General features: G+C 65.2%; 20 protein-coding genes. 13 read left to right on the top strand and 7 right to left on the bottom strand.

The annotated features are described in order from the left end of the window. Positions 1 to 25: 25 nt before the first annotated feature. A complete protein-coding gene (locus ACVIYL_RS41185) occupies positions 26 to 1,969 on the bottom strand; it encodes an alkyl/aryl-sulfatase (RefSeq protein ID WP_456781286.1) in 1,944 nt (647 codons plus the stop codon). A 49-nt stretch (positions 1,970 to 2,018) separates the two neighbouring features. Next, positions 2,019 to 3,839, bottom strand: coding sequence for a flavin-containing monooxygenase (locus tag ACVIYL_RS41190; protein WP_456781287.1), 1,821 nt, complete (start codon positions 3,837 to 3,839; stop codon positions 2,019 to 2,021). A gap of 122 nt (positions 3,840 to 3,961) precedes the next feature. Between ACVIYL_RS41190 and ACVIYL_RS41195 the strand changes: the two genes are divergently transcribed. Both ACVIYL_RS41195 and ACVIYL_RS41200 read left to right on the top strand, forming a co-directional pair. Beyond that, positions 3,962 to 4,750 (top strand): IclR family transcriptional regulator, encoded by a 789-nt coding sequence (locus tag ACVIYL_RS41195; RefSeq protein WP_225163568.1) that lies wholly within the window; start codon positions 3,962 to 3,964, stop codon positions 4,748 to 4,750. Positions 4,751 to 4,892: 142 nt separating this feature from the next. Then, positions 4,893 to 6,056 (top strand): IS4 family transposase, encoded by a 1,164-nt coding sequence (locus tag ACVIYL_RS41200; RefSeq protein ID WP_057015126.1) that lies wholly within the window; start codon positions 4,893 to 4,895, stop codon positions 6,054 to 6,056. 194 nt (positions 6,057 to 6,250) lie between these two features. On the opposite strand, the gene ACVIYL_RS41205 is transcribed toward ACVIYL_RS41200, so the two are convergent. The 4 genes from ACVIYL_RS41205 to ACVIYL_RS41220 all read right to left on the bottom strand — a co-directional run bounded on the left by ACVIYL_RS41205 (position 6,251) and on the right by ACVIYL_RS41220 (position 11,138). Further along, a complete protein-coding gene (locus ACVIYL_RS41205; protein ID WP_310882137.1) occupies positions 6,251 to 7,354 on the bottom strand; it encodes an ABC transporter ATP-binding protein in 1,104 nt (367 codons plus the stop codon). A gap of 15 nt (positions 7,355 to 7,369) precedes the next feature. Beyond that, on the bottom strand, positions 7,370 to 8,395 hold the full coding sequence (locus ACVIYL_RS41210) for an ABC transporter substrate-binding protein (protein WP_456781288.1): 1,026 nt from the start codon (positions 8,393 to 8,395) through the stop codon (positions 7,370 to 7,372). A gap of 23 nt (positions 8,396 to 8,418) precedes the next feature. Then, on the bottom strand, positions 8,419 to 10,161 hold the full coding sequence (locus ACVIYL_RS41215; protein WP_050385128.1) for an ABC transporter permease: 1,743 nt from the start codon (positions 10,159 to 10,161) through the stop codon (positions 8,419 to 8,421). 614 nt (positions 10,162 to 10,775) lie between these two features. Beyond that, on the bottom strand, positions 10,776 to 11,138 hold the full coding sequence (locus ACVIYL_RS41220) for a darcynin family protein (protein WP_456781289.1): 363 nt from the start codon (positions 11,136 to 11,138) through the stop codon (positions 10,776 to 10,778). Between the two features lie 77 nt (positions 11,139 to 11,215). On the opposite strand from ACVIYL_RS41220, the gene ACVIYL_RS41225 reads away from it, so the two are divergent. The 9 genes from ACVIYL_RS41225 (at position 11,216) to soxA (ending at position 19,477) form a co-directional block, all read left to right on the top strand. Further along, positions 11,216 to 11,839, top strand: coding sequence for a TetR/AcrR family transcriptional regulator (locus ACVIYL_RS41225; RefSeq protein WP_456781290.1), 624 nt, complete (start codon positions 11,216 to 11,218; stop codon positions 11,837 to 11,839). A gap of 99 nt (positions 11,840 to 11,938) precedes the next feature. Further along, a complete protein-coding gene (locus ACVIYL_RS41230; protein ID WP_076827063.1) occupies positions 11,939 to 13,336 on the top strand; it encodes an MFS transporter in 1,398 nt (465 codons plus the stop codon). A 155-nt stretch (positions 13,337 to 13,491) separates the two neighbouring features. Beyond that, the gene (locus ACVIYL_RS41235; RefSeq protein ID WP_016846497.1) at positions 13,492 to 13,941 is read left to right on the top strand and encodes a (2Fe-2S)-binding protein; all 450 of its coding nucleotides are present in this window, start codon (positions 13,492 to 13,494) and stop codon (positions 13,939 to 13,941) included. Positions 13,942 to 13,951: 10 nt separating this feature from the next. After that, positions 13,952 to 16,138, top strand: a complete 2,187-nt coding sequence (locus ACVIYL_RS41240) for a molybdopterin cofactor-binding domain-containing protein (protein WP_456781291.1) — start codon at positions 13,952 to 13,954, stop codon at positions 16,136 to 16,138. Positions 16,139 to 16,195: 57 nt separating this feature from the next. Next, positions 16,196 to 17,467 carry an FAD-dependent oxidoreductase gene (locus ACVIYL_RS41245; RefSeq protein ID WP_456781292.1) on the top strand — a complete coding sequence of 424 codons (1,272 nt, stop codon included), beginning with the start codon at positions 16,196 to 16,198 and terminating at the stop codon, positions 17,465 to 17,467. Positions 17,468 to 17,480: 13 nt separating this feature from the next. After that, a complete protein-coding gene (gene soxX, locus ACVIYL_RS41250; RefSeq protein WP_253610073.1) occupies positions 17,481 to 17,909 on the top strand; it encodes a sulfur oxidation c-type cytochrome SoxX in 429 nt (142 codons plus the stop codon). A gap of 13 nt (positions 17,910 to 17,922) precedes the next feature. Further along, complete coding sequence (locus ACVIYL_RS41255) at positions 17,923 to 18,387, top strand: SoxY-related AACIE arm protein (RefSeq protein WP_456781293.1); 465 nt, start codon at positions 17,923 to 17,925, stop codon at positions 18,385 to 18,387. Beyond that, positions 18,387 to 18,707 (top strand): thiosulfate oxidation carrier complex protein SoxZ, encoded by a 321-nt coding sequence (soxZ, locus tag ACVIYL_RS41260; protein ID WP_076827071.1) that lies wholly within the window; start codon positions 18,387 to 18,389, stop codon positions 18,705 to 18,707. The genes ACVIYL_RS41255 and soxZ overlap by 1 nt, the downstream gene beginning before the upstream one ends. Continuing rightward, entirely contained in the window at positions 18,704 to 19,477 is a 774-nt protein-coding gene (soxA, locus tag ACVIYL_RS41265; RefSeq protein WP_456781294.1) for a sulfur oxidation c-type cytochrome SoxA, read from the top strand. The genes soxZ and soxA overlap by 4 nt, the downstream gene beginning before the upstream one ends. Before the next feature lie 123 nt (positions 19,478 to 19,600). Here soxA and ACVIYL_RS41270 read toward each other — a convergent pair whose 3' ends face one another. Then, positions 19,601 to 20,374 (bottom strand): ferredoxin--NADP reductase, encoded by a 774-nt coding sequence (locus ACVIYL_RS41270; RefSeq protein ID WP_456781295.1) that lies wholly within the window; start codon positions 20,372 to 20,374, stop codon positions 19,601 to 19,603. A gap of 146 nt (positions 20,375 to 20,520) precedes the next feature. On the opposite strand from ACVIYL_RS41270, the gene ACVIYL_RS41275 reads away from it, so the two are divergent. Continuing rightward, complete coding sequence (locus ACVIYL_RS41275; RefSeq protein WP_076827077.1) at positions 20,521 to 21,717, top strand: amidohydrolase family protein; 1,197 nt, start codon at positions 20,521 to 20,523, stop codon at positions 21,715 to 21,717. Between the two features lie 386 nt (positions 21,718 to 22,103). Continuing rightward, positions 22,104 to 23,504: a selenium-binding protein SBP56-related protein gene (locus ACVIYL_RS41280; protein WP_076827078.1), complete on the top strand. Its 1,401-nt coding sequence runs from the start codon at positions 22,104 to 22,106 to the stop codon at positions 23,502 to 23,504. Positions 23,505 to 23,545: the final 41 nt, after the last annotated feature.

The following is a 23,545-nucleotide window of genomic DNA, read 5'->3' on the forward strand; positions in this document are numbered from 1 at the left end:
GTTTGTAAATTCCGCGTGCGTGGCTCTACGTCACCGCCGTCCGCTTCGGCTCGACAATCTCGAACATCCGCGGGAATTCGTCCATCAGCGCCATCAATTCATCGAGCCGCTGCGGCTCGCCTGATGCCTTGATCCTGCCGGCATCGACGGCGTCCAGGAACGTGGTCAGCTTGGCGATGACCTCGTCGAGCACGCTGCGCGCCAGCGTGAAGCTCGCATGCGCATCGGCCGCCTGCGCATCCCCAACGTAGGTCAGGGCTGAATTCTCGAGATTGAGCACGAAGGTCTCGCCGGTATCGGTGAAGCTCCAGTTCAGCACGATGCGCTTGCCCTCGGCCTTGGGGCCGTTGAGGCGGATGCCGAGCACGTCCCAAAGCTGCTCGGTGCGCAGCGCGGCCAGCGTCTCGCGCGGCATCGGCGAGCGCGGCGGCGTCTTCGGCATGCCCTGCCGCAGTTCCTGCGCGCCGAACAGATAGGCGTTGCGCCAGGTCGAGCTTTCCGCGGCATAGCCGAGCTGCTCGAACGTGTCGGCGAGGAGCGAACGCGCGGCCTGATTATCAGGCTCGGCGAACACGAGATGGCTGACGGCCTGCGCCACGAAGCGGAATTCGCCCTTGGCAAAATCGGCCGCGGCGCGTTTCAGGATCGCGTCGGCGCCGCCCATATACTCGACATATTTCCTGCCGGCCTCGACCGGCGGCAGCGGATCGAGGTTGACCGGATTGGCGTCGTACCAGCCGAGATATTTCTGGTAGATCGCCTTCACATTGTGCCTGATGTGGCCGTAATAGCCGCGGCCGTGCCAGGCGCCCTCCAGGCTCTGCGGCAGGCGGATCGTCTCGGCGATCTCGGCTGCATTGAGCCCATGGTTCATCAGACGGATGGTCTGGTCATGGGCGTATTTGTAGAGGTCGCGCTGCTCGCGGATCATGGTGTCGATCCGCTCCCGCCCCCACACCGGCCAGTGGTGCTGGCCGCACATCGCTTCCGCCTTGCCGCCCCACATCTGCAGCGCCTCGCCGAGATATTTCGACCAGGCCAGCGCATCGCGCACATCGGCGCCGCGGAACGGCAGCAGATTGTGGAAATTGTGCGTGCAATTCTCCGCAAGATTCAGGAGCTTGTAGCGCGGGATGAAGACATGCATCTCCGCCGGCGCCTCGCTGTTCGGCGCCATCTGGAATTCGAACTCGACGCCGTCGATCACGCGCTTGTCGCCGGTGGCGATGATCAGATCGGTCGGCCGCAGCAGCGCCACACCGCCCGCCGCCATGGTCTTGCCGAGGCCGCAGTCGACATGGCCGCGCACGCCCTTGGCGAGGAACGGCCCGAACTGGTATTGCGCACGGCGCAGCATCGCCGGCCCCGCGATGATGTTCTCGGAGACCGCGTGCTCCATGAAGAAGTTCGGCGCGATGATCGGCACGCCCGCCGCCAGCATGGCGTCGTCGAGCACGCCGCGCGCGCCGCCCCAATGGTCGGTGTGGGTGTGGGTGAAGATGACGGCGGCGACCGGCCGCTTGCCGCGGTGCCGGAAGTACAATTCCATCGCGGCGCGCGCGCCCTCGATCGAGGTCAGCGTGTCGACCACGATGACGCCCGTGTCACCCTCGATGAGCGTCATGTTGGCGATGTCGAGGCCGCGCACCTGGTAGACACCCGGCACCACCTCGAACAGGCCGTGATGCATGTTGAGCCGCGACTGCCGCCACAGGCTCGGATCGACGGTCGCGGGCGCTTTCTCCTCTGACAGGAATCCGTAAGGCTCGAGACTCCAGACCACCCTGCCCTGGGCCGAGGTGACGCGTGCGTTCTCGATGGTGCCGAGAAAGCCCCGCGCGGCGTCGTCGAAATCCCTGGTGTCGGCAAACGGCAGCGCCTTCAGCGTCGCCGCGTGCTGCGCGATGACCGGCGCGGATGCTGCCTTCGGACCTTCATGCGACGCTTCACCTGCGGTTGGCTGGGTCATTACTTAAGCACTCCTCGTTTGGCGAACATCAGTTTCGATCGCGCTCCCCTCAGCGGAATTGCACGCCCTCGAACTGGCCGCTGCGGCGCCAGCCGTCGATATATTTGAAGTAGGCCAGCGCGCCCGACGGATGGCCGACATTGAGCTTGGCAGCGGGACCCGGCTCGCGCCCCTCATTGTTGTAGTAACCGGGCGTGCAATCCGGCCCGCCGATCATCCGCCCGACGCCAGTCAGCAGCAGCTCGACCCAGCGATCCTCGGCTTCCTTGCTGACCTCGATTTCCTTGAAGCCGTTGTCCTGCGCGTGGCCGACCATCAGCGCGATGGTCCGCGCCGCTTCCGTCAGGTTGTGCGGCACGTTGGAGATCAGATTGGCGCCCTGGGTCGGCTGCACGAAGAACACGTTGGGGAAGCCGTGCACGTGGATGCCGTGCTTGGTACGCATGCCCTCGGCCCAGTGCTCCGATAGCTTGATGCCGTCGCGGCCGGTCAGATCGAAGCCCGCGCGCCGCTTGTACTCGGTACCGACCTCAAAGCCGGACGCATAGATGATGCAGTCGAGCTGATACTCCTTGCCCGCAACGACGATTCCGTTGTCGGTGATCTCCTCGACGCCCTTGCCGTCGGTATCGACCAGATGGGTGCCCGGCGTATTGAACGCCTGCAGATAGGCGTCGTGGAAGCATGGCCGCTTGCAGAGCTGGCCGTACCAGGCCTTGAGATTCCTGGCAGTGTCGGCATCGCGGACGATGGTGTCGACCCGGTTGCGGATTTCCTCCATCTTCTCGAAGTCAGAATCCTCGAACGCGGCCCGCATGTTCTCCACGCTTCGCTGCTCGCGCGGCAGCAGCATGATCTTGGCGCGGATCCGCTTCGACAGGTCGGTCCAGCCGTCCTGCACCAGATCCTCCTCGGCCGATCCGCCGGCCTGGTTGGCGGTGAAATTCTCCAGCCAGCGCTGTTGCCAGCCCGGCGTCGCGATCTCGGCAAACCAGTCGGGATCGATCGGCCCATTGCCGCGCACGTCGACCGACGATGGCGTGCGCTGGAATACGTAGAGCTCCTTGCAGGCGCGCGCGAGGTGGGGAATGCATTGCACCGAGGTCGCGCCGGTGCCGATGATGCCGACGCGCTTGTCGGCAAGCCTCTCCATCAGCGCGCCCGCAGGGTTACCGCCGGTGTAGTCGTAATCCCAGCGGCTGGTGTGGAACGAGTGGCCCTTGAAGCGCTCGATGCCGGGAATGCCGGGCAGCTTCGGCACGTGCAGCGGGCCGGTGCCGATGCCGACATATTGCGCGGTGAACGCGTCGCCCCGCGTGGTGCGGATGATCCAGCGCGATTGCGCGGCGTCCCAATCGAGGCTCGTCACCTCGGTGTGGAACAGCGCGTTGTCGTAGAGATTGAATTGCCGGCCGATCCGCTGGCAGTGCGCGAGGATCTCCGGCGCATGCGCGTATTTCTCGGACGGCATGTGGCCGGTCTCTTCGAGCAGCGGCATGTAGACCATCGACGCCGTGTCGCATTGCGCGCCGGGATACCGGTTCCAGTACCAGGTGCCGCCGAAATCGCCGCCCTTCTCGACAATGCGGACGTCCTTGATGCCGGCCTCGGTCAGCCGCGCCGCGGTGGCGAGCCCGGCGAAGCCGCCGCCGATAAAGGCGAAGGTGACGTGATCGGTCTTCGGCGCGCGCTCAACGACCGGCGTGTAGGGATCGTCGAGATAATGCGCGAGCTGGCCCCTGATCTGGAGATATTGGTCATTGCCGTCGGGACGCAGCCGCTTGTTGCGCTCCTCCTGATACTTCAGGCGCAGCCGCGCCTTGTCGATCGCGGCGCGCTTTGCGTCTCGGACTTGCTCGGTCATCGTCATCGGAGGGCGCCTCGCTCCAGCGGTCCTTATCCTTATTCCCGGCAGATAAACCGATATCGATACGATTTGCAAATTCATTCCGATATATTGACAAATCCGACCATCTGAGACCAATATTCCGTATGACAGCATCTTCCCCTGCCGAGGTTCAGGCGGATCCGTCCTTTGCAACCACCCTGGCGCATGGGCTCGACGTGCTGGCGGCGTTTCGCCGTCATCCCGGCTCGCTGTCGAACGCCGAACTCGCGTTGCATACCGGGCTGTCGCGGCCGACGGTGTCGCGGCTGACCTACACGCTCGAGCAGCTCGGCTATCTCAGGCGCGACACCAAGGGCCGCTTCGTGCTCGGACTGGGCGCGCTCGCCGCCGCCTATCCTGTGTTGTCCGCGCTGAAGGTGCGTCAACTGGCACGTCCGCTGATGCGCGACTTCGCGACCTATGCCGGCGGCACGGTGTCGATCGCGATGCCGTTCGGCATCGACTTCATCTATGTCGAGACGTTGCGCACGACGGATACGGCGCCGCACGTGCCCGACGTCGGCTTTGTCAGCACGCTGGCGCCGACCGCGGTGGGGCGCGCCCTGCTGTCGCTGTTCACCGAGCAAGAGCTCGGCGCCTATGTCGCGCGCGTCAAGGCCGAGCGCCCCGACGAGTTCGACTACGTGCAGAAGCGCACGTTGCCCGACATCGAATTGTGCCGCGAGCGCGGCTTTGCCGTCTCGCTCGGCGAATGGCGGCGCGAGATCTTCGGCGTCGCCGCCCCGCTCTATCGCACGCCGACCGGCGAATGCCTGTCGGTCAATTGCGGCGTCCCCTCCTTCCGCTTCAGCGCCGAGCAGATCGAGCGCGAATGCGGCCCGCGCATCCTCGGACTCGCCCGCAGCATCCGCGCTCTGGTGGAGGAAGGCTAGCCCGAGAACCGGCGGCCGCCGCTTCACCTCGCCCCGCGTGCGGCAGGGGTGTCCGGGGAATGATTCACTGTGTCGCGGTGCATGCTCGGCAGGACCGAGGCAAATCGGTCTTTTCTGGTTGTCGAGACACAGAGGGCCGAGCATGCGATATCGCGGTAGCATTTTTGGAAGGCTGCTTGAACCGATCAATCGACGGCAGTTTCAGACGGTTGTGGATCGTCTGGACGGGGATGCCTACGACAAGTCGTTCAGGAGCTGGGATCATCTGGTGGCGCTGATCTATGCCCAGCTTAGCGGCAACAGCAGTCTGCGCGGGGTGGTGACTGGCTTCAACGCCAATTCGCAGCATCACTATCACTTGGGAACCGGCAAGCTGTCGCGCTCGACGTTGTCCGATGCCAATGCCCGCCGTCCGATCGGCATTTTCGCGCAAACCTTTGCGGCGCTGTCGGCGATGGCGCGTCGCCAGCTGCGGAGTGAAGGCATGGAGATGGTGCGTCTGATCGACGCCAGTCCGATCCCGCTCGGCAAGGTCTGCAGTTGGGCGACGTGGAACGGCCGCATCCGCGGCATGAAGCTGCATGTCGTCTACGACCCAAGGAGCGATGTCCCGACCTGCGTCGAGATGACGGCCGCGAACGTCAATGACATCGAGATCGGCCGACAGACCCCAATCCAGCCCGCCACCACCTATGTGTTTGACAAGGGCTATTGCCGTTTCGACTGGTGGCAGAAGATCAATGATAGCAAGGCTTTCTTCGTTACCCGGGCGAAGACGAGCATCCGTCTTCGCTCGCTCAGGCATCGCGCCATCCGCAAGCGTAACGGGGATGGCTTCGAAATCCTTGCCGATGACGAGGTGAAGCTCACCAGCAAGGGCGATTCGCGCCTTCCAATCCCGCTCCGCCGCATCAAGATCAGACGCGAGAAAGGCGGCAAGATCACACTCCTGACCAACGACCTTGCCCGTAGCGCCGTCGAGATCGCCGCCCTCTACAAGAGCCGATGGCAAATCGAGCTGCTGTTCCGCTGGATCAAGCAGCATCTCGATATTCGCAAGTTCCTCGGCGCCAACGACAACGCGATCCGCCTTCAGGTGCTCGCTGCGATGATTGCCTACCTGCTGCTGCGCATCGCCGCTCACACCAACTGCATCAAAATGCTCCCGCTCAGGTTCGCCGAACTCGTCGGCCAGCTCCTGCTCACGCGTCGATCCCTCGCTGCCATCGACAAACCTCCGCCCATCAACCCCAGCCGTCGGAAATCAACCATCTCACCTGACCAGATGGAGCTCCGCTATGCCTGAATTTCCCCGGACACCCCTGCGCGTGCGGGGAGAGGTCGGAACGCATCGTTAGATGGGTTCCGGGTGAGGGGGAGCCTCCGCAAACGCAACTATCACTGTATTCGCGGAAGCAGCCCCTCACCCCACCCTCGCCCCGCGAAGAGCGGGGCGAGGGAGCCCAGCCCCTTCGCCACTCGACGCGACAATACCACGCTCTACTCATGCGATGCCGGCCCGCTGTCGCGATAGGCCCACAGGCATTCGCGCGGCAACGCGACCTGTGCCTCGACGCCGACCTGATGGCGCGCGGCGGTGCCGAGCTCGATCGCTTCCAGCCGCTTGCCGAACAGCTCGATGCCGTAGGCGGTCTGGGTGCCCTGATATCTGCGGTCGAGCACCTTTGCCGAGAACGTGTTGGCGCCGTCGGGCCGGCCGATCGCGATGTTCTCGGGCCGCAGCGCGATCCGCACTTTCTCGTCGGGCTTGAGCGTCTGGCACAGCGCGACCTCGCCTCGCCGGCCGTCACCGAAATCGACCACCCCATAGCGGCCATTGCATGTGACGAGCGTGCCCGCGAGCTCGTTGGTTGCGCCGGTGAAATTGGCGACGAACAGATCGGCCGGACGGTTGTAGATCACGTCGGGCGTGTCCATCTGCAATAGCTTGCCGTCGCGCATCACGCCGATCCGGTCGCCGAGCACGACCGCCTCGGCCTGGTCATGGGTGACGTAGAGCGCGGTCATCCCGGTCTGCTTGAGGATGACGCGAAGGTCGTCGCGCAGCCGCAGGCGCAGTTTGGCATCGAGGTTCGACAGCGGCTCGTCGAGCAGCAACAGTTGCGGCCGGTACACCATGCTGCGCGCCAGCGCGACGCGCTGCATCTGGCCGCCCGACAGCGCCACCACCGGCCGGTCGGCATAGTCGGACAGTCCGACCAGCGCCAGCGCCTCCTCGACCATGCGAGCAGCATCGGTGCGCCCGATCTTGCGGTGCTTCAGCGGATAGATCACGTTCTGCCGCACCGTCATATGAGGCCACACCGCATAGGACTGGAACACCATGCCGAGATCGCGCGAACGCGGCGGCACGAGGATGCCGCTTGCCGGCGAGGAGACCACCCGCCCGGAAATGCTGATCTCGCCGCCGGTCGGATGCTCGAGCCCGGCGACGCAGCGCAGCGTCGTGGTCTTGCCGCAGCCGGACGGCCCCAGCAGCACCACAATCTCGCCGGCCGGCACGCCAAAGCTGACGCCGTCGATGGCCGGGCGGCCGATCGAGAACTGCTTCCTGAGATCGGTGACTTCGAGCGTCGCCGTCATCGCTGCACCATCAGCCTATTGCCGGTAGCCAAACGTCTTGTCCCAGTCCGCGACCCACGCCGCATGCAGCTTCACATACTCGTCGAACTTCGGATACCAGAGCTTGACCACCTTTGGATCGAACCCCTCCGGATATGCCGGCGGCGCCTTCAGGGATGTGAGATTGCCGAGCTCCTTGATCATGAAGGTCTGTCCTTCGTTGGACAGACACCAGTTCAGGAACAGCTTTGCTGCATTGGGATGAGCCGCCGTCTTCGGAATGCCGGTCGCGTAGGGATTGACCGGAGCACCTTCAGGCGGAAAGAAGATCTCGATCGGCGCGCCATCCTTCTTCTTTTGGTAGATCACGTTGTAGAGCAGCGGCGCGATCGCGATCTCGCCGCGCACCAGCGCATCGGCCGTCGGCGCGCCGGAGGGATACAGCACCGGATGGGTCGCCGCCTGCTTGGCCCAATAGTCTTCGCCGAGCACCTGGCGCTCGAACATGATCCGCGTCCAGGTGGTGCCGCCGGACTGCGCGAACACCTGCCCGATCAATTTGTCATACTGCGGCTTGGTCAGGTCCATCCAGGATTTCGGCGGGTCCTTCACCAGCTCGGTGTTGTAGGCGATCGACCAGGCGATCGTCGCGCGCGGCCAGTATTTCGGCGAGATCAGCGCGTGCGGATCGTAATCGGCCGCGTTCGGCGGCGCGTAATCCTGGAACAGGTCTTCCAGCGGCTGCATCAGCGCGCGGTCGGAATGGTCGACGACGTCGGCGATCAGCTTGCCGGCCGCGGCCTCCGTCTTGACGCGGGTGATCAGCTGGCCGCCGGGCGCGCGGACCATCTCGACCTTGATCTCGGGAAAGCGCTTATTGAAGGCCTTGATGACCTGCTGCTCGATCTCGGCGAAGTTCGCGGTGTAGTAGACGAGCTTGCCTTCGGACTTGGCCGCCGCGATCAACTCCGCCGAGCCGAACTCCTGCGCCTGTGCCGCAGGCGCCAATGCAAGCGTCGCCACGCTTGCCAAGGCCAGTGTGGTGAAGGTTCGTCTATCCATCGCAATCCTCCCCTTATTCGTTGTTATCCGGTCCGCGCCACGTTGCCCTGCGCCGATCCGCGCGACAGCCAGTTTGCGCCGCCGATCAGAACACCGAGCAGCACGGTCTGCACCAGGCTGAAGGCCGCGGTCTTGCCGATATTGCCGCCCTCATAGTAGTCGAGCAGCAGCACCGACATCACCATGGTGTTGCTGGTGTAGAGGAACAGCGACGAGCCGAGCTCGCGGATCGCCAGCACGAACAGCAGCGTCATCGACGCCAGCACGCCCGGCCGCGCCAGCGGCAACACGATCGTCCTGATGGTGCCGAGCATGCCCTTGCCGCAGACCCAGGCGGCCTCCTCGAGCTCGCGGTGGATTTGCAGGAACGAGGTCGACAGCGCTTTCACGGTGTCCGGCATGAAGCGCGCAATGAAGGCCAGCGCGAGAATCCAGATCGTGCCGTAGAGCCCGCCCGGCACGCCGATCCAGGCCCAGAGATAGGCGACGCCGACCACCAGCCCGGGGATCGCGACCGGCAGGGTCGAGATCAGGTCGATGGCGCCGCGTCCGCTGACGCGGGTGCGATGGATGGTGTAGCCGATCGCAAAGGCGAGCGCGCCGCCGACAACGGCCGTGATGACGCCGACCTCGACCGCATTGTAGATCGAGCGCATCGTCAACGGATTGTCGAAGATGCTCTCGAAATGCGTCAGCGAATATTGCCGCATGTCGAACAGGCTCGCGACGTCGCGGATGAACATGAACTTGCGGAACGCCGCGACGATCAGCGCCAGCGACGGCAGCACCACGACGATGAGGAGGTAGACGATCCCGATCGCGAAGGTGAGCCAGCGCCATGGGCCGAGATCGAGGCTGCGCGGCCGGAACGCCTTGCCCGCGACGGTGGTATAGCTGCGTCCGCTCAGCAATTTCTGCTGCAGATAGACCAGGAGCCCCGTGACCACCATCAGGATGATCGCGACCGCAGCCGCGGTGTTGTAGAGCGGCGGCGACCAGTTGGTGAGCTTGAAGATGTAAGTGGTGAGCACGTTCAGGTTGGTCGGCGCGCCGAGCACGGCGGGGATGCCGTAGATGCCGAGCATCACGATGAACGACAGCAGCATGCCCGAGACGATCGCCGGCATGATCAGCGGGAACGTCACCGTGAACAGGGTCGCGACCGGGCTCGCGCCGGAGATTTCCGCGGCCTCCTCCAGGCTCGGGTCCATGTTGCGCAGCGCCGACGAGGTGAACATGTAGACATAGGGCGCGTAGTAGATGCCGAACACGAACACCAGGCCCCACATCGAATAGAGATCGACGCGCAGGTCGGAGCCCATCCACTTGAACATCGTGTTGATCAAGCCGGTCTTCGGCGAACCGAGAATGGCCCAGGCCACCCCCGCGACCAGCGGCGGCGCGAACAGCGGCAGGATGCTCGCCGCGGCGATGAAGCCCTTGAACGGCGTGTTGGTGCGCACCACGATCCAGGAGAACAGGAGCCCGATCGCGACCGCGATCACCGTGCCGCCGCCGCAGGCAATCAGCGTGTTGAGCAGCGCTTCGGCGACGTTCGGATTGGCCAGCACGGCGAGGAAATTGGCGATCGACAAATGGCTCAGGCTGAGACGGATGCCGTCGACCACCGGATTGGTGTCGGTGAGCGCGCCGAGCAGCAGCATGAAGACGGGATAGATGACCAGGAAGGTCAGGATCGCCAACAATGCCGCGACCCAGAGGCCGGTGAACGCGCGGCGGCGAGTTCCCTCGCTGGCGCTTCGCATGGCTTCGCTGCGCCGGTCGGCCTGTCCGTGCAATGCGCGTTCCCTCTTGCGGCCCGATCTGACGCCGGGCCCGCTTGTATACCAAGGTAGTCGATCGCGACTGTGACGCAAGCTATCCGAAAGTCGCTTCGGCGCGTTTCTGTGACGCACCATGGGAACACGAAATCGATTGATCGCGTTCGCACGTTGCATCCACCGCCGTCGTCCCGGCGCAGGCCGGGACCCATACTCCGCGGCGGATGTCTTGAACGGGACTCGGCGTTCCAACACGCCCGATAAGCAGCATCGGTGGTTATGGGTCCCGGCCTGCGCCGGGACGACGATGCGGGTGGGGCGCAATTCGAGATGTCAAAACAGCCACTCCGTGTCATCACCCGCGCAAGCGAAAGCGGGTGATCCAGTATTCCAGAGACGCCAGTGCTTGAGCCGATGGGCCGCGGCGTACTGGATCGCCCGGTCCCGTTTTCGCCAAGGCTTCGACGAGGCCATGCATCCATGGCGCGCCGAAGCTTTAGCGGAGGCGGCGAGCCGGGCGATGACAGATGGGGACGCAGTTGCGTCGCCACAGGCTGCCGGGACGCCGGCCCGGAACGATCCGGGCCGGCGTCGGCATTCTAGGTAAGGTAATTGCCTTCGAGCGCCGGCATGATGTCGAGCACTTCGAAATAGTGATCCCAGAACCTCGTCTCGCGCAGGTGGTCGCAGAACCACGCCCAGGCCGAGAGGTCATCGGTCTCGCAGATCATGACGTCGGTCGCCCTGGTCGAGAAGGCCTCCGGCTCGAACCAGCGCACCTTCAGCTCCGGGCGACGCCGGAGCAAGGGAATGACCTCCTCGTGCAGGAAGGCGAGGCGTTGCTCGGTCTTCAGATCGAGCCAGTGCCGCGTGGTCTTGGCCATGACGAAGATATGAAACCTGTGCGGATCGTCCTCGTGCTCGGGAAGCACGGGAGACGAGGTCGTTTGCAGTGTCACCATTGATCGGTTCTCCTTTCACGGCCATAATGTGAGTAATTGCTCATATTTCACAACTCGCGTTTTGGGAGATGCCCCTCATGCCGGCGAAGCGGCGCATCAAGGCCCGGAAACAGCCGCTTCAGCAGCGTTCGCGGGAAACCGTGGCGGTGATTCTGGAAGCGGCGGCTCGCGTTTTGGAAGCGGGCGGGCTCGAGGGCTACAACACCAATGCGGTCGCCGAGCGCGGCGGGATCAGCGTCGGCTCGGTGTACCAGTACTTCCCGAACAAGGACGCGCTGACGCTGGCATTGATCGCCAGATTCGAGGACGCGCTGCTGGCGAAAGTACGGGATGCGGTCGCGGCATCCGAGGGCAAGAGCCTGACGGCATCGCTCAACCTGATCGTTCGGGCCCAGTTCGAGGCGCATGCCGAGCGGGCCGGGCTCAATCGCATTCTGGAGGCCGAGGAGGATCGCCTGCGCGCGGCGTCATCGGGCACGTCAGCGGCCGGCGAATTGAAGGAGCTGGTCGCCGCCCTGCTGGCGCGGCATCGTCGTGAGATCGCAAGGCCAGTCGACGATGACGCCATCGAGGATCTGATCGTGATCAGCCGCGCCATGGTCGACCACGCGCTTCAAAACGACCTCTCGCAGGCTGCGGCCACCCGGCGGGTACTGCGCGCCATCGAGGGATATCTGTTCGGTCCGCGGCCGGACTTTTGACGCTTCCGGCAAGGCCGCTTCGCATACGCATCATGCAATGGCGCGGCTGGGGAACGGGATGCCGGCGTAGTACATGGCGGTCGCGGAGACATTTCAGGCATGCTCGAGAAGACCCCGACCACCGCGGCAACGGCGCCGATCACCGATGGGTTGCCTTGGGAACGCCGCCGCTGGGCGGTGGCCGCGATCTTCACGGCGCTGGCGATGGCCTCGCTCGATACCGCGATCGCCAATATCGCGCTGCCGGCGATCGCGAGCGATCTGCATGTCAGCCCTGCGGAAGTGGTCTGGGTCGTCAACGTCTATCAGATCGCGCTGGTCGCGACGCTGCTGCCGCTCGGCGCGCTCGGCGAGATCGTCGGCCACCAGCGAATCTATCTCGGCGGCCTTCTGCTGTTCACATTGGCGTCACTCGGCTGTGCCCTGGCGTGGTCGCTGCCGAGTCTGCTGGTTGCGCGCACCTTGCAGGGGCTCGGCGCCAGCGGCCTGATGAGCGTCAACACAGCGCTGGTGCGCTTCGTCTATCCGAGCCGGATGCACGGCCGCGGCTTCGGCCACAATGCGCTCGTGGTCGCGACCGCCTTCACGCTGGGGCCGACCATCGCCTCCGGAATCCTCGCGCTCGGCCCATGGCCCTGGCTGTTCGCCGTCAATATTCCGTTCGGCGTCGTCGCGTTGCTGATCGGCATGAAGACGCTGCCGACGACGCCGCGCGCCACCCACGCCTTCGATTTCGCAGGCGCGGCGCTGGCCTGCGCCTGTCTCGGCCTCTTCATCATCGGCATCGGCAGCGCCGCGCACAAGGCCGCGCCGGCGCTTGTCATCGCCGAGCTTGTCGGCGCCGTCCTGTTCGGATGGATCCTGACCCGGCGGCATGCCGACCATCCGGCGCCGATGCTGCCGATCGACCTGTTCCGGCGGCCGATCTTCGCGCTGTCCGCCGCGACCGCCGTCTGCTCGTTCGCTGTGCAGGGCCTCGCCTTCGTGTCGCTGCCGTTCTACTTCGAGGACATATTGCACCGCTCGCAGGTCGAGACCGGCTTCTTCATGACGCCCTGGCCGCTGGTGGTCGCCTTCATGGCGCCGATCGGCGGCCGGCTGTCGGACCGCTATCCGGCCGGCATCCTCGGCGGCATCGGCATGCTGCTGCTCGGACTTGGCATGGTGCTGCTCGCGACCCTGCCGGCCGAGCCCAGCGTCGCCAACATCGTCTGGCGCACGATGATCTGCGGCATCGGCTTCGGCTTCTTCCAGACTCCCAACATGAAGGCGATCATGTCGAGCGCGCCGTCGCATCGCAGCGGCAGCGCCAGCGGCATCGTCGCGACCGCGCGGCTGACCGGGCAGACCACCGGCGCCGCCCTCGCCGCGCTCTGCTTCGCGCTGGCCGACCGCGAGGGCGCCACCGTGGCGCTGGCGCTGGGTGCCGGATTTGCCGCGCTCGGCAGCGTCATGAGCTTCCTGCGTTTGGCGGTCGCTTCACCGCAAAAGTCATGACAGGTATGCGGCGCGCACAGTCCGCGGCCAAACACACCACAGCATCAACTTTCTTTCGCGCTGCGAGCGCATTTTCTTGATTTGAACCGTTCCAGTTTCAAGGCCAACATCGCACTGCAGTCCGGTCGGAGGATCGGACCATTCAGGGGATCGCGATGGCAAACCTCAAAATTAACGGCAAGACAATCACTGTAGACGTCGAGGACGATACGCCACTGTTGTGGGCAATCAGAGAGAACGTCGGACTCACAGGGACCAAATACGGCTGCGGCATCGCCCAATGCGGCGCCTGCACCGTGCATATCGACGGCGTCGCGATGCGCTCCTGCGGCGTCACGGTGAGCGAAGCGGCCGGCAAGGAAATCACCACGATCGAGGGTCTCGCGGCGGGCGGCGTGATGCACAAGGTGCAGCTCGCCTGGATCGCCAGCGACGTGCCGCAATGCGGCTATTGCCAGAGCGGCATGATCATGGCCGTCGCGGCGCTCTTGAAGGACAATCCGAAGCCGACCGACGACGACATCAACGACGCCATCACCAATATCTGCCGCTGCGGCACCTTCCAGCAGGTGCGCGAGGCGATCCATGCTGCCGCGAACGCATAGGGACGCAGCGATGAACCAGCACGTCATGCCAAAACTGAATCGCCGCGCCTTTGTGATCGGCACCGCAACCGCCGGCGCCGGCCTCGCGCTCGGCCTCGACCTGCCGTTCGGCGGCCCCGCCGTGGTGCGCGCGGCCGACGGCGCGCCTGAAGTCAACGCCTGGGTCGTGATCCGGCCCGACGACACCGTGGTGATCCGCATCGCCCGCTCCGAAATGGGCCAGGGCACGCTCACCGGCCTCGCCCAGCTCGTCGCCGAAGAACTGGAATGCGACTGGTCGAAGGTCACGACAGAATATCCGACGCCCGGCCAGAGCGTCGCCCGCAAGCGCGCCTGGGGCGACTTCTCGACCGGTGGCAGCCGCGGCATCCGCACCTCGCAGGACTATGTCCGCAAGGGCGGCGCCACCGCGCGCGTGATGCTGATCCAGGCGGCAGCCAACGAGTGGAAGGTGCCGGCCTCGGAATGCAAGGCCGTCAACAGCGTCATCACCCACACGCCCACGGGCAAGACCACGACCTACGGCAAGGTCGCGGAAGCCGCCGCCAAGCTCGAGCCGCCGGCCGACGTCAAGCTGAAGGACCCGAAGGACTGGACTATCGCCGGCAAGGGCCTGAAGCGGCTCGACACCGTCGACAAGACCACCGGCAAGATGGTCTACGGCATCGACGTCAAGCTGCCGGGCATGCTGAACGCCGCGATCAAGGATTGCCCGGTGTTCGGCGGCAAGGTGAAGAGCTTTGACGAGGCCAAGGTCGCCGGCATGAAAGGCGTCAAGAAGGTGGTGCAGGTCGGCGACAGCGCGGTTGCCGTCGTCGCCGACACCTGGTGGCACGCCAAGACCGCGCTGGATGCGCTGCCGATCGTCTGGGACGAAGGCCCCAACGCCAAGGTCTCCAGCGAGACGATCGCGACATGGCTCGCCGAAGGCCTCGACAATGCGCAGCCGGCCTATGTCGGCAACCAGAACGGCGACGCCAAGGCGGCGATCGCCAGCGCTGCCAAGAAGGTCGAGGCGGTCTACAGCTATCCCTACCAGAACCACGCCACGATGGAGCCGATGAACGCCACCGTGCTCTATACGCCTGACAAATGCGAGGTGTGGTGCGGCACGCAGAATGGCGAGGCGGCCTTCGCCGCGGCGCTCGAGGCCTCCGGCCTGCCGGCGGAGAAGGTCGACGTGCACAAGCTGATGCTCGGCGGCGGCTTCGGCCGGCGCGGCATGACCGACTATGTGCGGCAGGCGGTGGCGATCGCCAAGCAGATGCCGGGCACGCCGATCAAGCTGCTGTGGTCGCGCGAAGAGGACATGCAGCACGGCAAGTATCACCCGATCACGCAGTGCAAGCTGACCGGTGCGTTCGATGCCGACAACAACCTGGTCGCGCTGCACTACCGGCTGTCGGGTCAATCCATCCTGTTCTCGGTGCGCCCGGAAGCGCTGCAGAACGGCATGGACCCCGCCGCGTTCCAGGGCGTCGCGCAAGCCGGCGAGGCCGCGATCGGCTATTCGGTGCCTAACCTGCTGGTCGAGCATTCGATGCGCAACCCGCACGTTCCACCGGGCTTCTGGCGCGGCGTCAACGTCAATCACAACGCGATCTACATGGAATGCTTCATGGACGAGCTGGCGCTGGCGGTCGGGCAGGACCCGCTCGAATTCCGCCGCAAGCTGATGGGCAAGCACCCCAAGCATCTCGCCGTGCTCAACGCCGTGGCCGAGAAGATCGGCTGGGGCACGCCGGCGCCGCAGGGCGTCTATCGCGGCATCGCGCAGGTAATGGGCTATGGCAGCTATGTTGCCGGCGCCGCCGAGATCTCGGTGACCGACGGCAGCAAGGTCAAGGTGCATCGCATCGTCGCCTCCACCGATCCCGGCTATGTCGTCAACCCGGCGCAGGTCGAGCGGCAGATCGCGGGCTCCTTCGTCTACGGCCTCAGCGCGCTGTTCTACGGCGGCTGCACCGTGAAGGACGGCCGCATCGAGCAGACCAATTTCGACACCTACAACTCGATGCGCATCAACGAGATGCCGAAGGTGGAATCGGTGATGGTGCCGAGCGGCGGATTCTGGGGCGGCGTCGGCGAGCCGACCATCGGCGTTGCGGCGCCGGCGGTGCTGAACGCCTATTTCGCCGCGACGGGAAAGCGCATCCGCAGCTTCCCGCTGCGCAACCAGAACATCAGCTTCGCCTGATCAAACCGGAAGGGGCGGCCCGACCGGCCGCCGCCTCCTTTTTTCGGATTCTCGTGCATGGCCGTCACGCGTCATCAGACGCGCAGGGATGTGATCCGTGGCGCCGCTGCCGTCGCAGCGGCCGCCTTGGCGCGTCCGGCGTTGGCGCAGGCGGCGCCGCGCATCGCGGTGATCGGCGGCGGCTTCGGCGGCGCGGCCTGCGCGCGGGCGCTGCGGCGGCTCGACACCAAGCTTCAGGTCACGTTGATCGAGCCGAACAAAACTTTCACCGCCTGCCCGTTCAGCAACGAGGTGATCGCAGGGCTGCGCGAGCTTGCCGCGCAGCAATTCACCTATGACAAGGTTGCGGCCGACGGCATCACGATTGCCGCACAGGCGGCGACGAAGGTCGACGCGCAGGCGCGCAGCATCGCGCTCGCTGATGGGACAACGCTGTCCTATGACCGGCTGGTGCTGGCCCCCGGCATCGACATGCGCTTCGACGCCCTCTCCGGCTATGACGAGGCAGCGGCCGAGAAGATGCCGCACGCCTGGAAGGCCGGCGAGCAAACCATGCTGCTGCGCAAGCAGCTTGAAGCCATGGACGATGGCGGCCTCGTCGTGATCGCGGTGCCGGCTGCGCCGCTGCGCTGTCCGCCCGCCCCTTACGAGCGCGCCAGCCTGATCGCGCATTATCTGAAGACGAACAAGCCGAAGTCGAAGATCCTGGTGCTCGACGCCAAGGACAATTACTCGCAGCAGAAGCTGTTCGAGAAGGCCTGGACGGAGCTCTATCCCGGCATGATCGAACGGATCGCGCTGTCGCAGGGCGGACGGGTGACGTCGGTCGATCCGGCGACCAACGAGATCGTCACCGACTTCGGCAATTACACCGCCGCGGTCGCCAATGTGATCCCGCCGCAAAGGGCCGGCCGCATCGCTGACATCGCCGGAGCAGCCGACCACACCGGCTGGTGCCCGATCGATCCCGTCACCTTTGCTTCAAGGCTCGTGCCCAACATCCACGTCATCGGTGATGCCGCGATCGCCGGCGGCATCCCGAAATCCGCCTCCGCGGCGGCAGCGCAAGGCCGCGCCTGCGCGGCCGCGATCGTGAGCGCGCTTGCCGGCAAGGCGCCGGAGACGCCGCGGCTGGATGGTGCCTGCTACAACACGGTCGCGCCGGGCTACGCCTTCTCGCTGAAGGGCATCTATCAGCCGAAGGAAGATCAGTACGCCGAGGCGGAGATCACCACGAGCCCGGTCGATGCGCCGCACGAGGTGCGCCAGCGCGAGGCAAATCAGGCGCTCGACTGGTTCAAGAGGATCACGGGAGATGCCTTTGGCTAGGCTCGCCCTCACAATGCTTCTCGCCGCGGGACTGTTCGCGGCCTGCTGGCCCGTCGGCGCCGAGGAGCTGCGATCCTACACCGTCGTGGGCGATGCGATTCCGGCCTCGCTGACGGGAACCAGGGGCGATGTGGCGCGCGGCCGCGCGCTGATCGTCGAGCGTTCCTCCACTTGCATCCTCTGTCACAGCGGCCCATTTCCCCAGCAGGCGTTCCAGGGCGACCTCGCGCCGAACCTTGCCGGAAGCGGCAGCCGCTGGTCGGAAGGACAGTTGCGGCTCCGCCTGGTCGATGCGTCGCATCTCAACGCGGCGACGATCATGCCGTCCTACTATCGGGTCGAAGGGCTCGTGCGGGTCGGCACCTCGTGGCGCGGCAAGCCGATCCTGTCGGCGGAGCAGATCGAGGATCTCGTGGCTTACTTGACGACACTGCGGAACTAGGACCAATCAATCGATGGCGAATTCGGACCACACCACACGCCGGACGTTTCTGAGCCTGACTGGCGGCGCCGCCGCGCTGGTGATCGTGCGCCCCGTGGACGCGACGCCGGCGATGCTGTCGGCCGCGATCCGCAATGTCGTCGGCGAGGCCGATGTGCACACCGGCAAGGTCAAGCTCGACATTCCGCCGCTGGTCGAGAACGGCAACACGGTGCCGATGACGGTCAGCGTCACCAGCCCGATGACGGCGGACGAGTATGTGAAGAGCATCCACGTCTTCGACGAGAAGAACCCGCAGCCGAACATCGGCAATTTCCATCTCGGGCCGCGCGCCGGGCGCGCCCAGGTATCGACCCGCATCCGCCTCGCCGACAGCCAGAAGGTCATCGCCATCGCGCGGCTGTCCGACGACACGTTCTGGTCAGCAACCGCCGACGTCGTGGTGACGCTCGCTGCCTGCACCGAGGAGGCGATCTGATGCCGTCGGCCCTGATCAATGTCCCGGCCAAGGCCAAGCGCGGCAGCGTCATCGAGATCAAGACGCTGATGTCGCACATCATGGAGACCGGCTACCGCCACACGGCCTCGGGCAGCGTGGTGCCGCGCGACATCATCACGAGCTTCACTTGCCGCTTCAACGGCAAGGAAGTGTTCCGCGCCGATCTTTATCCTGCGATCGCGGCCAATCCGTTCATCACCTTCTTCACCACGGTGACCGAGAGCGGCAAGTTCGAATTCGAATGGATCGGCGACAAAGGGTTTTCGGAGACCGCGCAGGCTTCGATCACGGTCGAATGAGGATTGCGGTCTGCATCGCGCTGCTGACGGCGATGGCGGGCGCCGCGCTCGCGACCGAGATTCCGCGATCCGAACGCCGCTCCGGCTACAGCTTCATGAGCGCCGACAGCAAGGCGATGCAGGACGAGGACACCGCCAATCCCGGCATGCTGTCCGTGCTCGACGGCGAGGCCTTGTGGACGCGCAAGGCCGGCACCGCCAACAAGGCCTGCGCCGACTGCCACAACGACGCCCGCGTCAGCATGAAGGGCGTCGCGGCGCACTATCCGGCCTTCGACAAGGCGCTGCAAAAGCCGGTCGACCTCGAGGAACGGATCAACCTCTGCCGGACCAACCACCAGCAGGCCTCACCTTTCGCCTATGAAAGCCGCGAGCTGCTGGCGCTGACCGCCTATGTCGCACGGCAATCGCGCGGCATGCCGATTACGGCCGGCGACGATCCGGAGCTCGCGCCGTTCGTCGAACAGGGCCACGCGCTGTTCATGCAGCGGCAGGGTCAGCTCAATCTCGGCTGCACCAATTGCCACGATGATAATTGGGACAAGAAGCTCGCGGGCAGCGCGATCACGCAAGGGCAGCCGACCGGCTATCCGCTGTACCGGCTGGAATGGCAGGCGCTCGGATCGCTGCAGCGACGGCTGCGCGCCTGCATCACCGGCATCCGCGCGCAGGCTTATGATTACGGCTCGCCCGAGCTGGTCGAGCTCGAGCTCTATCTGATGTCGCGGGCGCGCGGCATGCCGGTCGAGACGCCGGCGGTCAGGCCTTGACCACACAGCTCCATCCGCGTCATTGCGAGGAGCGGAGCGACGAAGCAATCCATCCCTCCGCGCGCTGGGTAGCAATGGATTGCTTCGCTTCGCTCGCAATGACGGCGAGATGCGTGCCGAGCTTCAGCGCTCGGCGAACGCCTTCTCCACCACAAACTGCGCGGGCTCGCCGTGATTACCCTCGACGAAGCCGCGGCCATTCAGCAGCGTGCGGGTGTCGGCGACCAGCGCCGGCGAGCCGCAGATCATGACGCGGTCATGGGCGGCATCGAGCGCCGGCAGGCCGATGTCGGTGAACAGCTTGCCCGAGGTGATGAGGTCGGTGATGCGGCCGCGGTTGCGGAACGGATCGCGCGTCACGGTCGGGTAGTAGATCAGCTGGTCGCGCACCAATTCGCCGATCAGTTCGTCCTGCGGCAGCTTCTCGGTGATCATCTCGCCATAGGCGAGCTCCTTGACGCGGCGGCAGCCGTGCAGCAGCACGACCTTCTCGAACCGGTCATAGGTCTCGGGATCCTTGATCACGCTGAGGAACGGCGCGAGGCCGGTGCCGGTGCCGACCAGATAGAGGTTGCGGCCGTCCTCGAGATTGTCGATGACCAGCGTGCCGGTGACCTTGCGGCTGACGATGATCTCGTCGCCTTCCTTGAGGTGCTGGAGGCGCGAGGTCAGCGGGCCGTCCGGAACCTTGATCGAGAAGAACTCCAGCGTGTCCTCGTAATTCGCGCTGGCGACGCTGTAGGCCCGCAGCAGCGGCTTCTCGCCGACCTTGAGCCCGATCATGGTGAACTCGCCGTTGCGGAAGCGGAACGACGGATTGCGCGTGGTCTTGAAGGAGAACAGCGTATCGGTCCAGTGGTGAACGCTGAGGACGCTTTCCTGGTTGAAATTGCTCATCGTCAGTTTCCTTGACGCGCGGGCCGGATTGGCGGCAAAATCATTTGTACACGATCGTTCGTATACAAATGAATAATCCAGCTTGATCCGGCCGTCAAGCCACGGGCACAATGGCCGGCGAAGGCGTTGAACCAAAAGGAAAAACCATGGCGCACGATGCACCCCAGGCGACCGGTCCGAGCAAGCTGGTGATCCGCAATATCGGGCTGTTGCTGTCGGGGGCCCTGGAGAAGCCGATCCTGGATGCCGATACCATCGTCGCCGAGAACGGCAAGATCACTGCGATCGGCCGCCTCAAGGATGTCGACACCGAAGGCGCCACCACCATCGTCGATGCCAATGGCACGACGGTCGCGCCCGGCCTGATCGACAGCCACGTCCACCCGGTCGCCGGCGACTGGACGCCGCGGCAGAACCAGATCAACTGGATCGACAGCTACCTGCATGGCGGCGTCACCACCATGATCTCCGCCGGCGAGGTGCACATGCCCGGGCGTCCGCGCGACGTCGTCGGGTTGAAGGCGATGGCGATCTTCGCACAGCGCGCGTTCTGGACGCTGCGACCGGGCGGCGTGAAGGTGCATGCCGGCGCGCCCGTGATCGAATGCGAGATGGTGGAGGACGACTTCAAGGAAATGGCCGCCGCCGGCGTCAAGCTGCTCGGAGAGGTCGGGCTCGGCGGCGTCAAGGATGGACCGACCGCGCGCAAGATGGTCGGCTGGGCGCGCAAGTACGGCATTCAGAGCACGATCCACACCGGCGGCCCGTCGATCCCGGGCTCCGGCCTGATCGACAAGGACGTGGTGCTGGAGGCCGACACCGACGTGGTCGGTCATATCAATGGCGGCCACACCGCCCTGCCCGACGACCAGATCCGCTGCATCTGCGAGGGCTGCAAGCGCGGGCTCGAGCTGGTGCATAACGGCAATGAGCGCTCGGCGCTGTTCACGCTGCGCACCGCGCGCGAGATGGGCGATTTGCACCGCGTCATCCTCGGCACCGACGCGCCCGCCGGCTCCGGCGTGCAGCCGCTCGGCATCTTGCGGATGGTCTCGCTCTTGTCCTCGCTCGGCGAGCTCCCGGCCGAGCTGGCGTTCTGCCTGGCGACCGGCAACACCGCGCGGATGCGCGAGCTCGATTGCGGCCTGATCGAGGTCGGCCGCTCGGCCGATTTCGTGCTGATGGACAAGGCGCAGCATTCACCGGGCAAGAACATCCTGGAGAGCGTTCAGCTCGGCGATCTCCCGGGCATCGGCATGACCATCATCGACGGCATCGTCCGCACCCAGCGCAGCCGCAACACGCCGCCCGCGGGCAAGGTGCCGGAGGTGGTGGCGAAGTGACGTGCACCAAGGCCGTTGCGCGGCGGTGACGGGGTGAACAGCGGTGCAACATATCCGGTGTCGCCCCGGCGAAGGCCGGGACGACACTGAGCGTTTGGTGCCACTCGTCAGTCATACATTCACTTGCTCTCAGGGTGATCGTGCTGGATAGGTGTTTGCTCAACCCCTTGAGCGGGCTGCCAGATCGCGCGCCCGGCGGCGCGCGGCTTTGCCGCGCCGCCTGCGTAACCGAACCTTGTTTTCACCGGTCACCGTTGCGGTGTATCCTGACCGCAAGCGAACCTTAGCCGGCGGCACTCGCAAGAGGCATTTTCGATCCGGATAGTTCTTGCTGCTGCGTGCCGCCATGCCGTGTTGATCTACACCAGGCAATCAGGAGGCAGCCGATGACGATGAGGCCAGATCCTACGTTCCACGCGTCGCCGAAGCTCGCGATGGAAGCGCCGGCCGAGAGCTTTGCCTACACCGTGCTGCTCAGCCCGGATTTTTCAAAGCCGGACGCGCTCGCGGTGATCGACGTCAAGCCCGGCTCTCCGACCTACAGCAAGATCGTCCACACGGTGACGATGCCCAACAAGGGCGACGAGTTCCACCATTTCGGCTGGAACGCCTGCTCGTCGGCGCTGTCCCCGCTGGCCGGACACGCCTTCCTCGAGCGTCGCTACCTCATCATCCCCGGCATGCGATCCTCCCGGATCTATATCGTCGACACCAAGCCGGACCCGACGCAAGCGAAGATCCACAAGATCATCGAGCCCGAGGAAATCTTCAAGAAGACCGGCTACTCGCGGCCGCACACCATCCACTGCGGGCCGGAGGGCATCTATGTCAGCACGCTCGGCGGGAGCGGCAAGGACGGCACCGACGGGCCGCCCGGCATCTTCATCATGGACTGCGAGACATTCGAGGTGCTCGGCCGGTGGGAGATCGATCGTGGGCCGCAGACCAAGCATTATGACTTCTGGTGGAATCTGCCACGCGACTACATGGTGAGCAGCGAGTGGGCCTTGCCGCCGCAGTTCGAGAACGGCATCGTGCCGGAAGACCTGCTGTCGAACAAATACGGCCATCGGCTGCATTTCTGGGACCTGCGCGCCCGACGCAATGTCCAGACCATCGACCTCGGCGCCAATCATCAGATGGCGCTGGAGGTGCGTCCGGCGCACGATCCGGTTCGCGAACACGGCTTCGTTGGCGTCGTGGTCGATACCACGAACCTCGAGGGTTCGATCTGGACCTGGTGGCGCGAGGGCGGCAAGTTTCACATCGAGAAGACGGTGACGATCCCGCCCGAGCCCGCATCGAAGGACCAGCTGCCGCCGCTGTTGCAGGGTTTCGGCGCCGTACCTCCGCTGGTGACCGATATCGACTTGTCGATGGACGACAAGTTTCTCTACGTCGCCTGCTGGGGCACCGGCGAGATGCGCCAATACGACGTCAGCGATCCGCGCAAGCCGAAGCTCGCCGGATCGGTCCGCATCGGCGGCATCGTTCATCGCGCGCCTCACCCGAACGGACAGGCTTTTGCCGGCGGGCCGCAGATGGTCGAGATCAGCCGCGACGGCAAGCGGGTGTACTGGACCAATTCGCTCTACTCGACCTGGGACGACCAGTTCTATCCGCAAGGCATTCCCGGCGCCGAGGTGATGGCGAATGCAAGCCCGGGCGGTGGGCTCGAACTGGCGAAGGACTACTGGGTCAGCTTCCCCGACGGCTACCGGGCGCACCAGATCCGGCTCGATGGCGGTGACTGCTCCACCGACTCCTTCTGCTATCCGTCGGTCTAGAGCGTTTTCGAGCGAAGTGGGTACCGGTTCGCGTGAAGAAA

Source organism: Bradyrhizobium sp. USDA 3315 (assembly GCF_054056795.1).

Excerpts from the sequence above, each read along its gene's own strand:
- ACVIYL_RS41185 (WP_456781286.1), bottom strand. The coding sequence starts at position 1,969 with ATGACCCAGCCAACCGCAGGTGAAGCGTCGCATGAAGGTCCGAAGGCA.
- ACVIYL_RS41190 (WP_456781287.1), bottom strand. The coding sequence starts at position 3,839 with ATGACGATGACCGAGCAAGTCCGAGACGCAAAGCGCGCCGCGATCGAC.
- ACVIYL_RS41195 (WP_225163568.1), top strand. The coding sequence starts at position 3,962 with ATGACAGCATCTTCCCCTGCCGAGGTTCAGGCGGATCCGTCCTTTGCA.
- ACVIYL_RS41200 (WP_057015126.1), top strand. The coding sequence starts at position 4,893 with ATGCGATATCGCGGTAGCATTTTTGGAAGGCTGCTTGAACCGATCAAT.
- ACVIYL_RS41205 (WP_310882137.1), bottom strand. The coding sequence starts at position 7,354 with ATGACGGCGACGCTCGAAGTCACCGATCTCAGGAAGCAGTTCTCGATC.
- ACVIYL_RS41210 (WP_456781288.1), bottom strand. The coding sequence starts at position 8,395 with ATGGATAGACGAACCTTCACCACACTGGCCTTGGCAAGCGTGGCGACG.
- ACVIYL_RS41215 (WP_050385128.1), bottom strand. The coding sequence starts at position 10,161 with ATGCGAAGCGCCAGCGAGGGAACTCGCCGCCGCGCGTTCACCGGCCTC.
- ACVIYL_RS41220 (WP_456781289.1), bottom strand. The coding sequence starts at position 11,138 with ATGGTGACACTGCAAACGACCTCGTCTCCCGTGCTTCCCGAGCACGAG.
- ACVIYL_RS41225 (WP_456781290.1), top strand. The coding sequence starts at position 11,216 with ATGCCGGCGAAGCGGCGCATCAAGGCCCGGAAACAGCCGCTTCAGCAG.
- ACVIYL_RS41230 (WP_076827063.1), top strand. The coding sequence starts at position 11,939 with ATGCTCGAGAAGACCCCGACCACCGCGGCAACGGCGCCGATCACCGAT.
- ACVIYL_RS41235 (WP_016846497.1), top strand. The coding sequence starts at position 13,492 with ATGGCAAACCTCAAAATTAACGGCAAGACAATCACTGTAGACGTCGAG.
- ACVIYL_RS41240 (WP_456781291.1), top strand. The coding sequence starts at position 13,952 with ATGAACCAGCACGTCATGCCAAAACTGAATCGCCGCGCCTTTGTGATC.
- ACVIYL_RS41245 (WP_456781292.1), top strand. The coding sequence starts at position 16,196 with ATGGCCGTCACGCGTCATCAGACGCGCAGGGATGTGATCCGTGGCGCC.
- soxX (WP_253610073.1), top strand. The coding sequence starts at position 17,481 with ATGCTTCTCGCCGCGGGACTGTTCGCGGCCTGCTGGCCCGTCGGCGCC.
- ACVIYL_RS41255 (WP_456781293.1), top strand. The coding sequence starts at position 17,923 with ATGGCGAATTCGGACCACACCACACGCCGGACGTTTCTGAGCCTGACT.
- soxZ (WP_076827071.1), top strand. The coding sequence starts at position 18,387 with ATGCCGTCGGCCCTGATCAATGTCCCGGCCAAGGCCAAGCGCGGCAGC.
- soxA (WP_456781294.1), top strand. The coding sequence starts at position 18,704 with ATGAGGATTGCGGTCTGCATCGCGCTGCTGACGGCGATGGCGGGCGCC.
- ACVIYL_RS41270 (WP_456781295.1), bottom strand. The coding sequence starts at position 20,374 with ATGAGCAATTTCAACCAGGAAAGCGTCCTCAGCGTTCACCACTGGACC.
- ACVIYL_RS41275 (WP_076827077.1), top strand. The coding sequence starts at position 20,521 with ATGGCGCACGATGCACCCCAGGCGACCGGTCCGAGCAAGCTGGTGATC.
- ACVIYL_RS41280 (WP_076827078.1), top strand. The coding sequence starts at position 22,104 with ATGACGATGAGGCCAGATCCTACGTTCCACGCGTCGCCGAAGCTCGCG.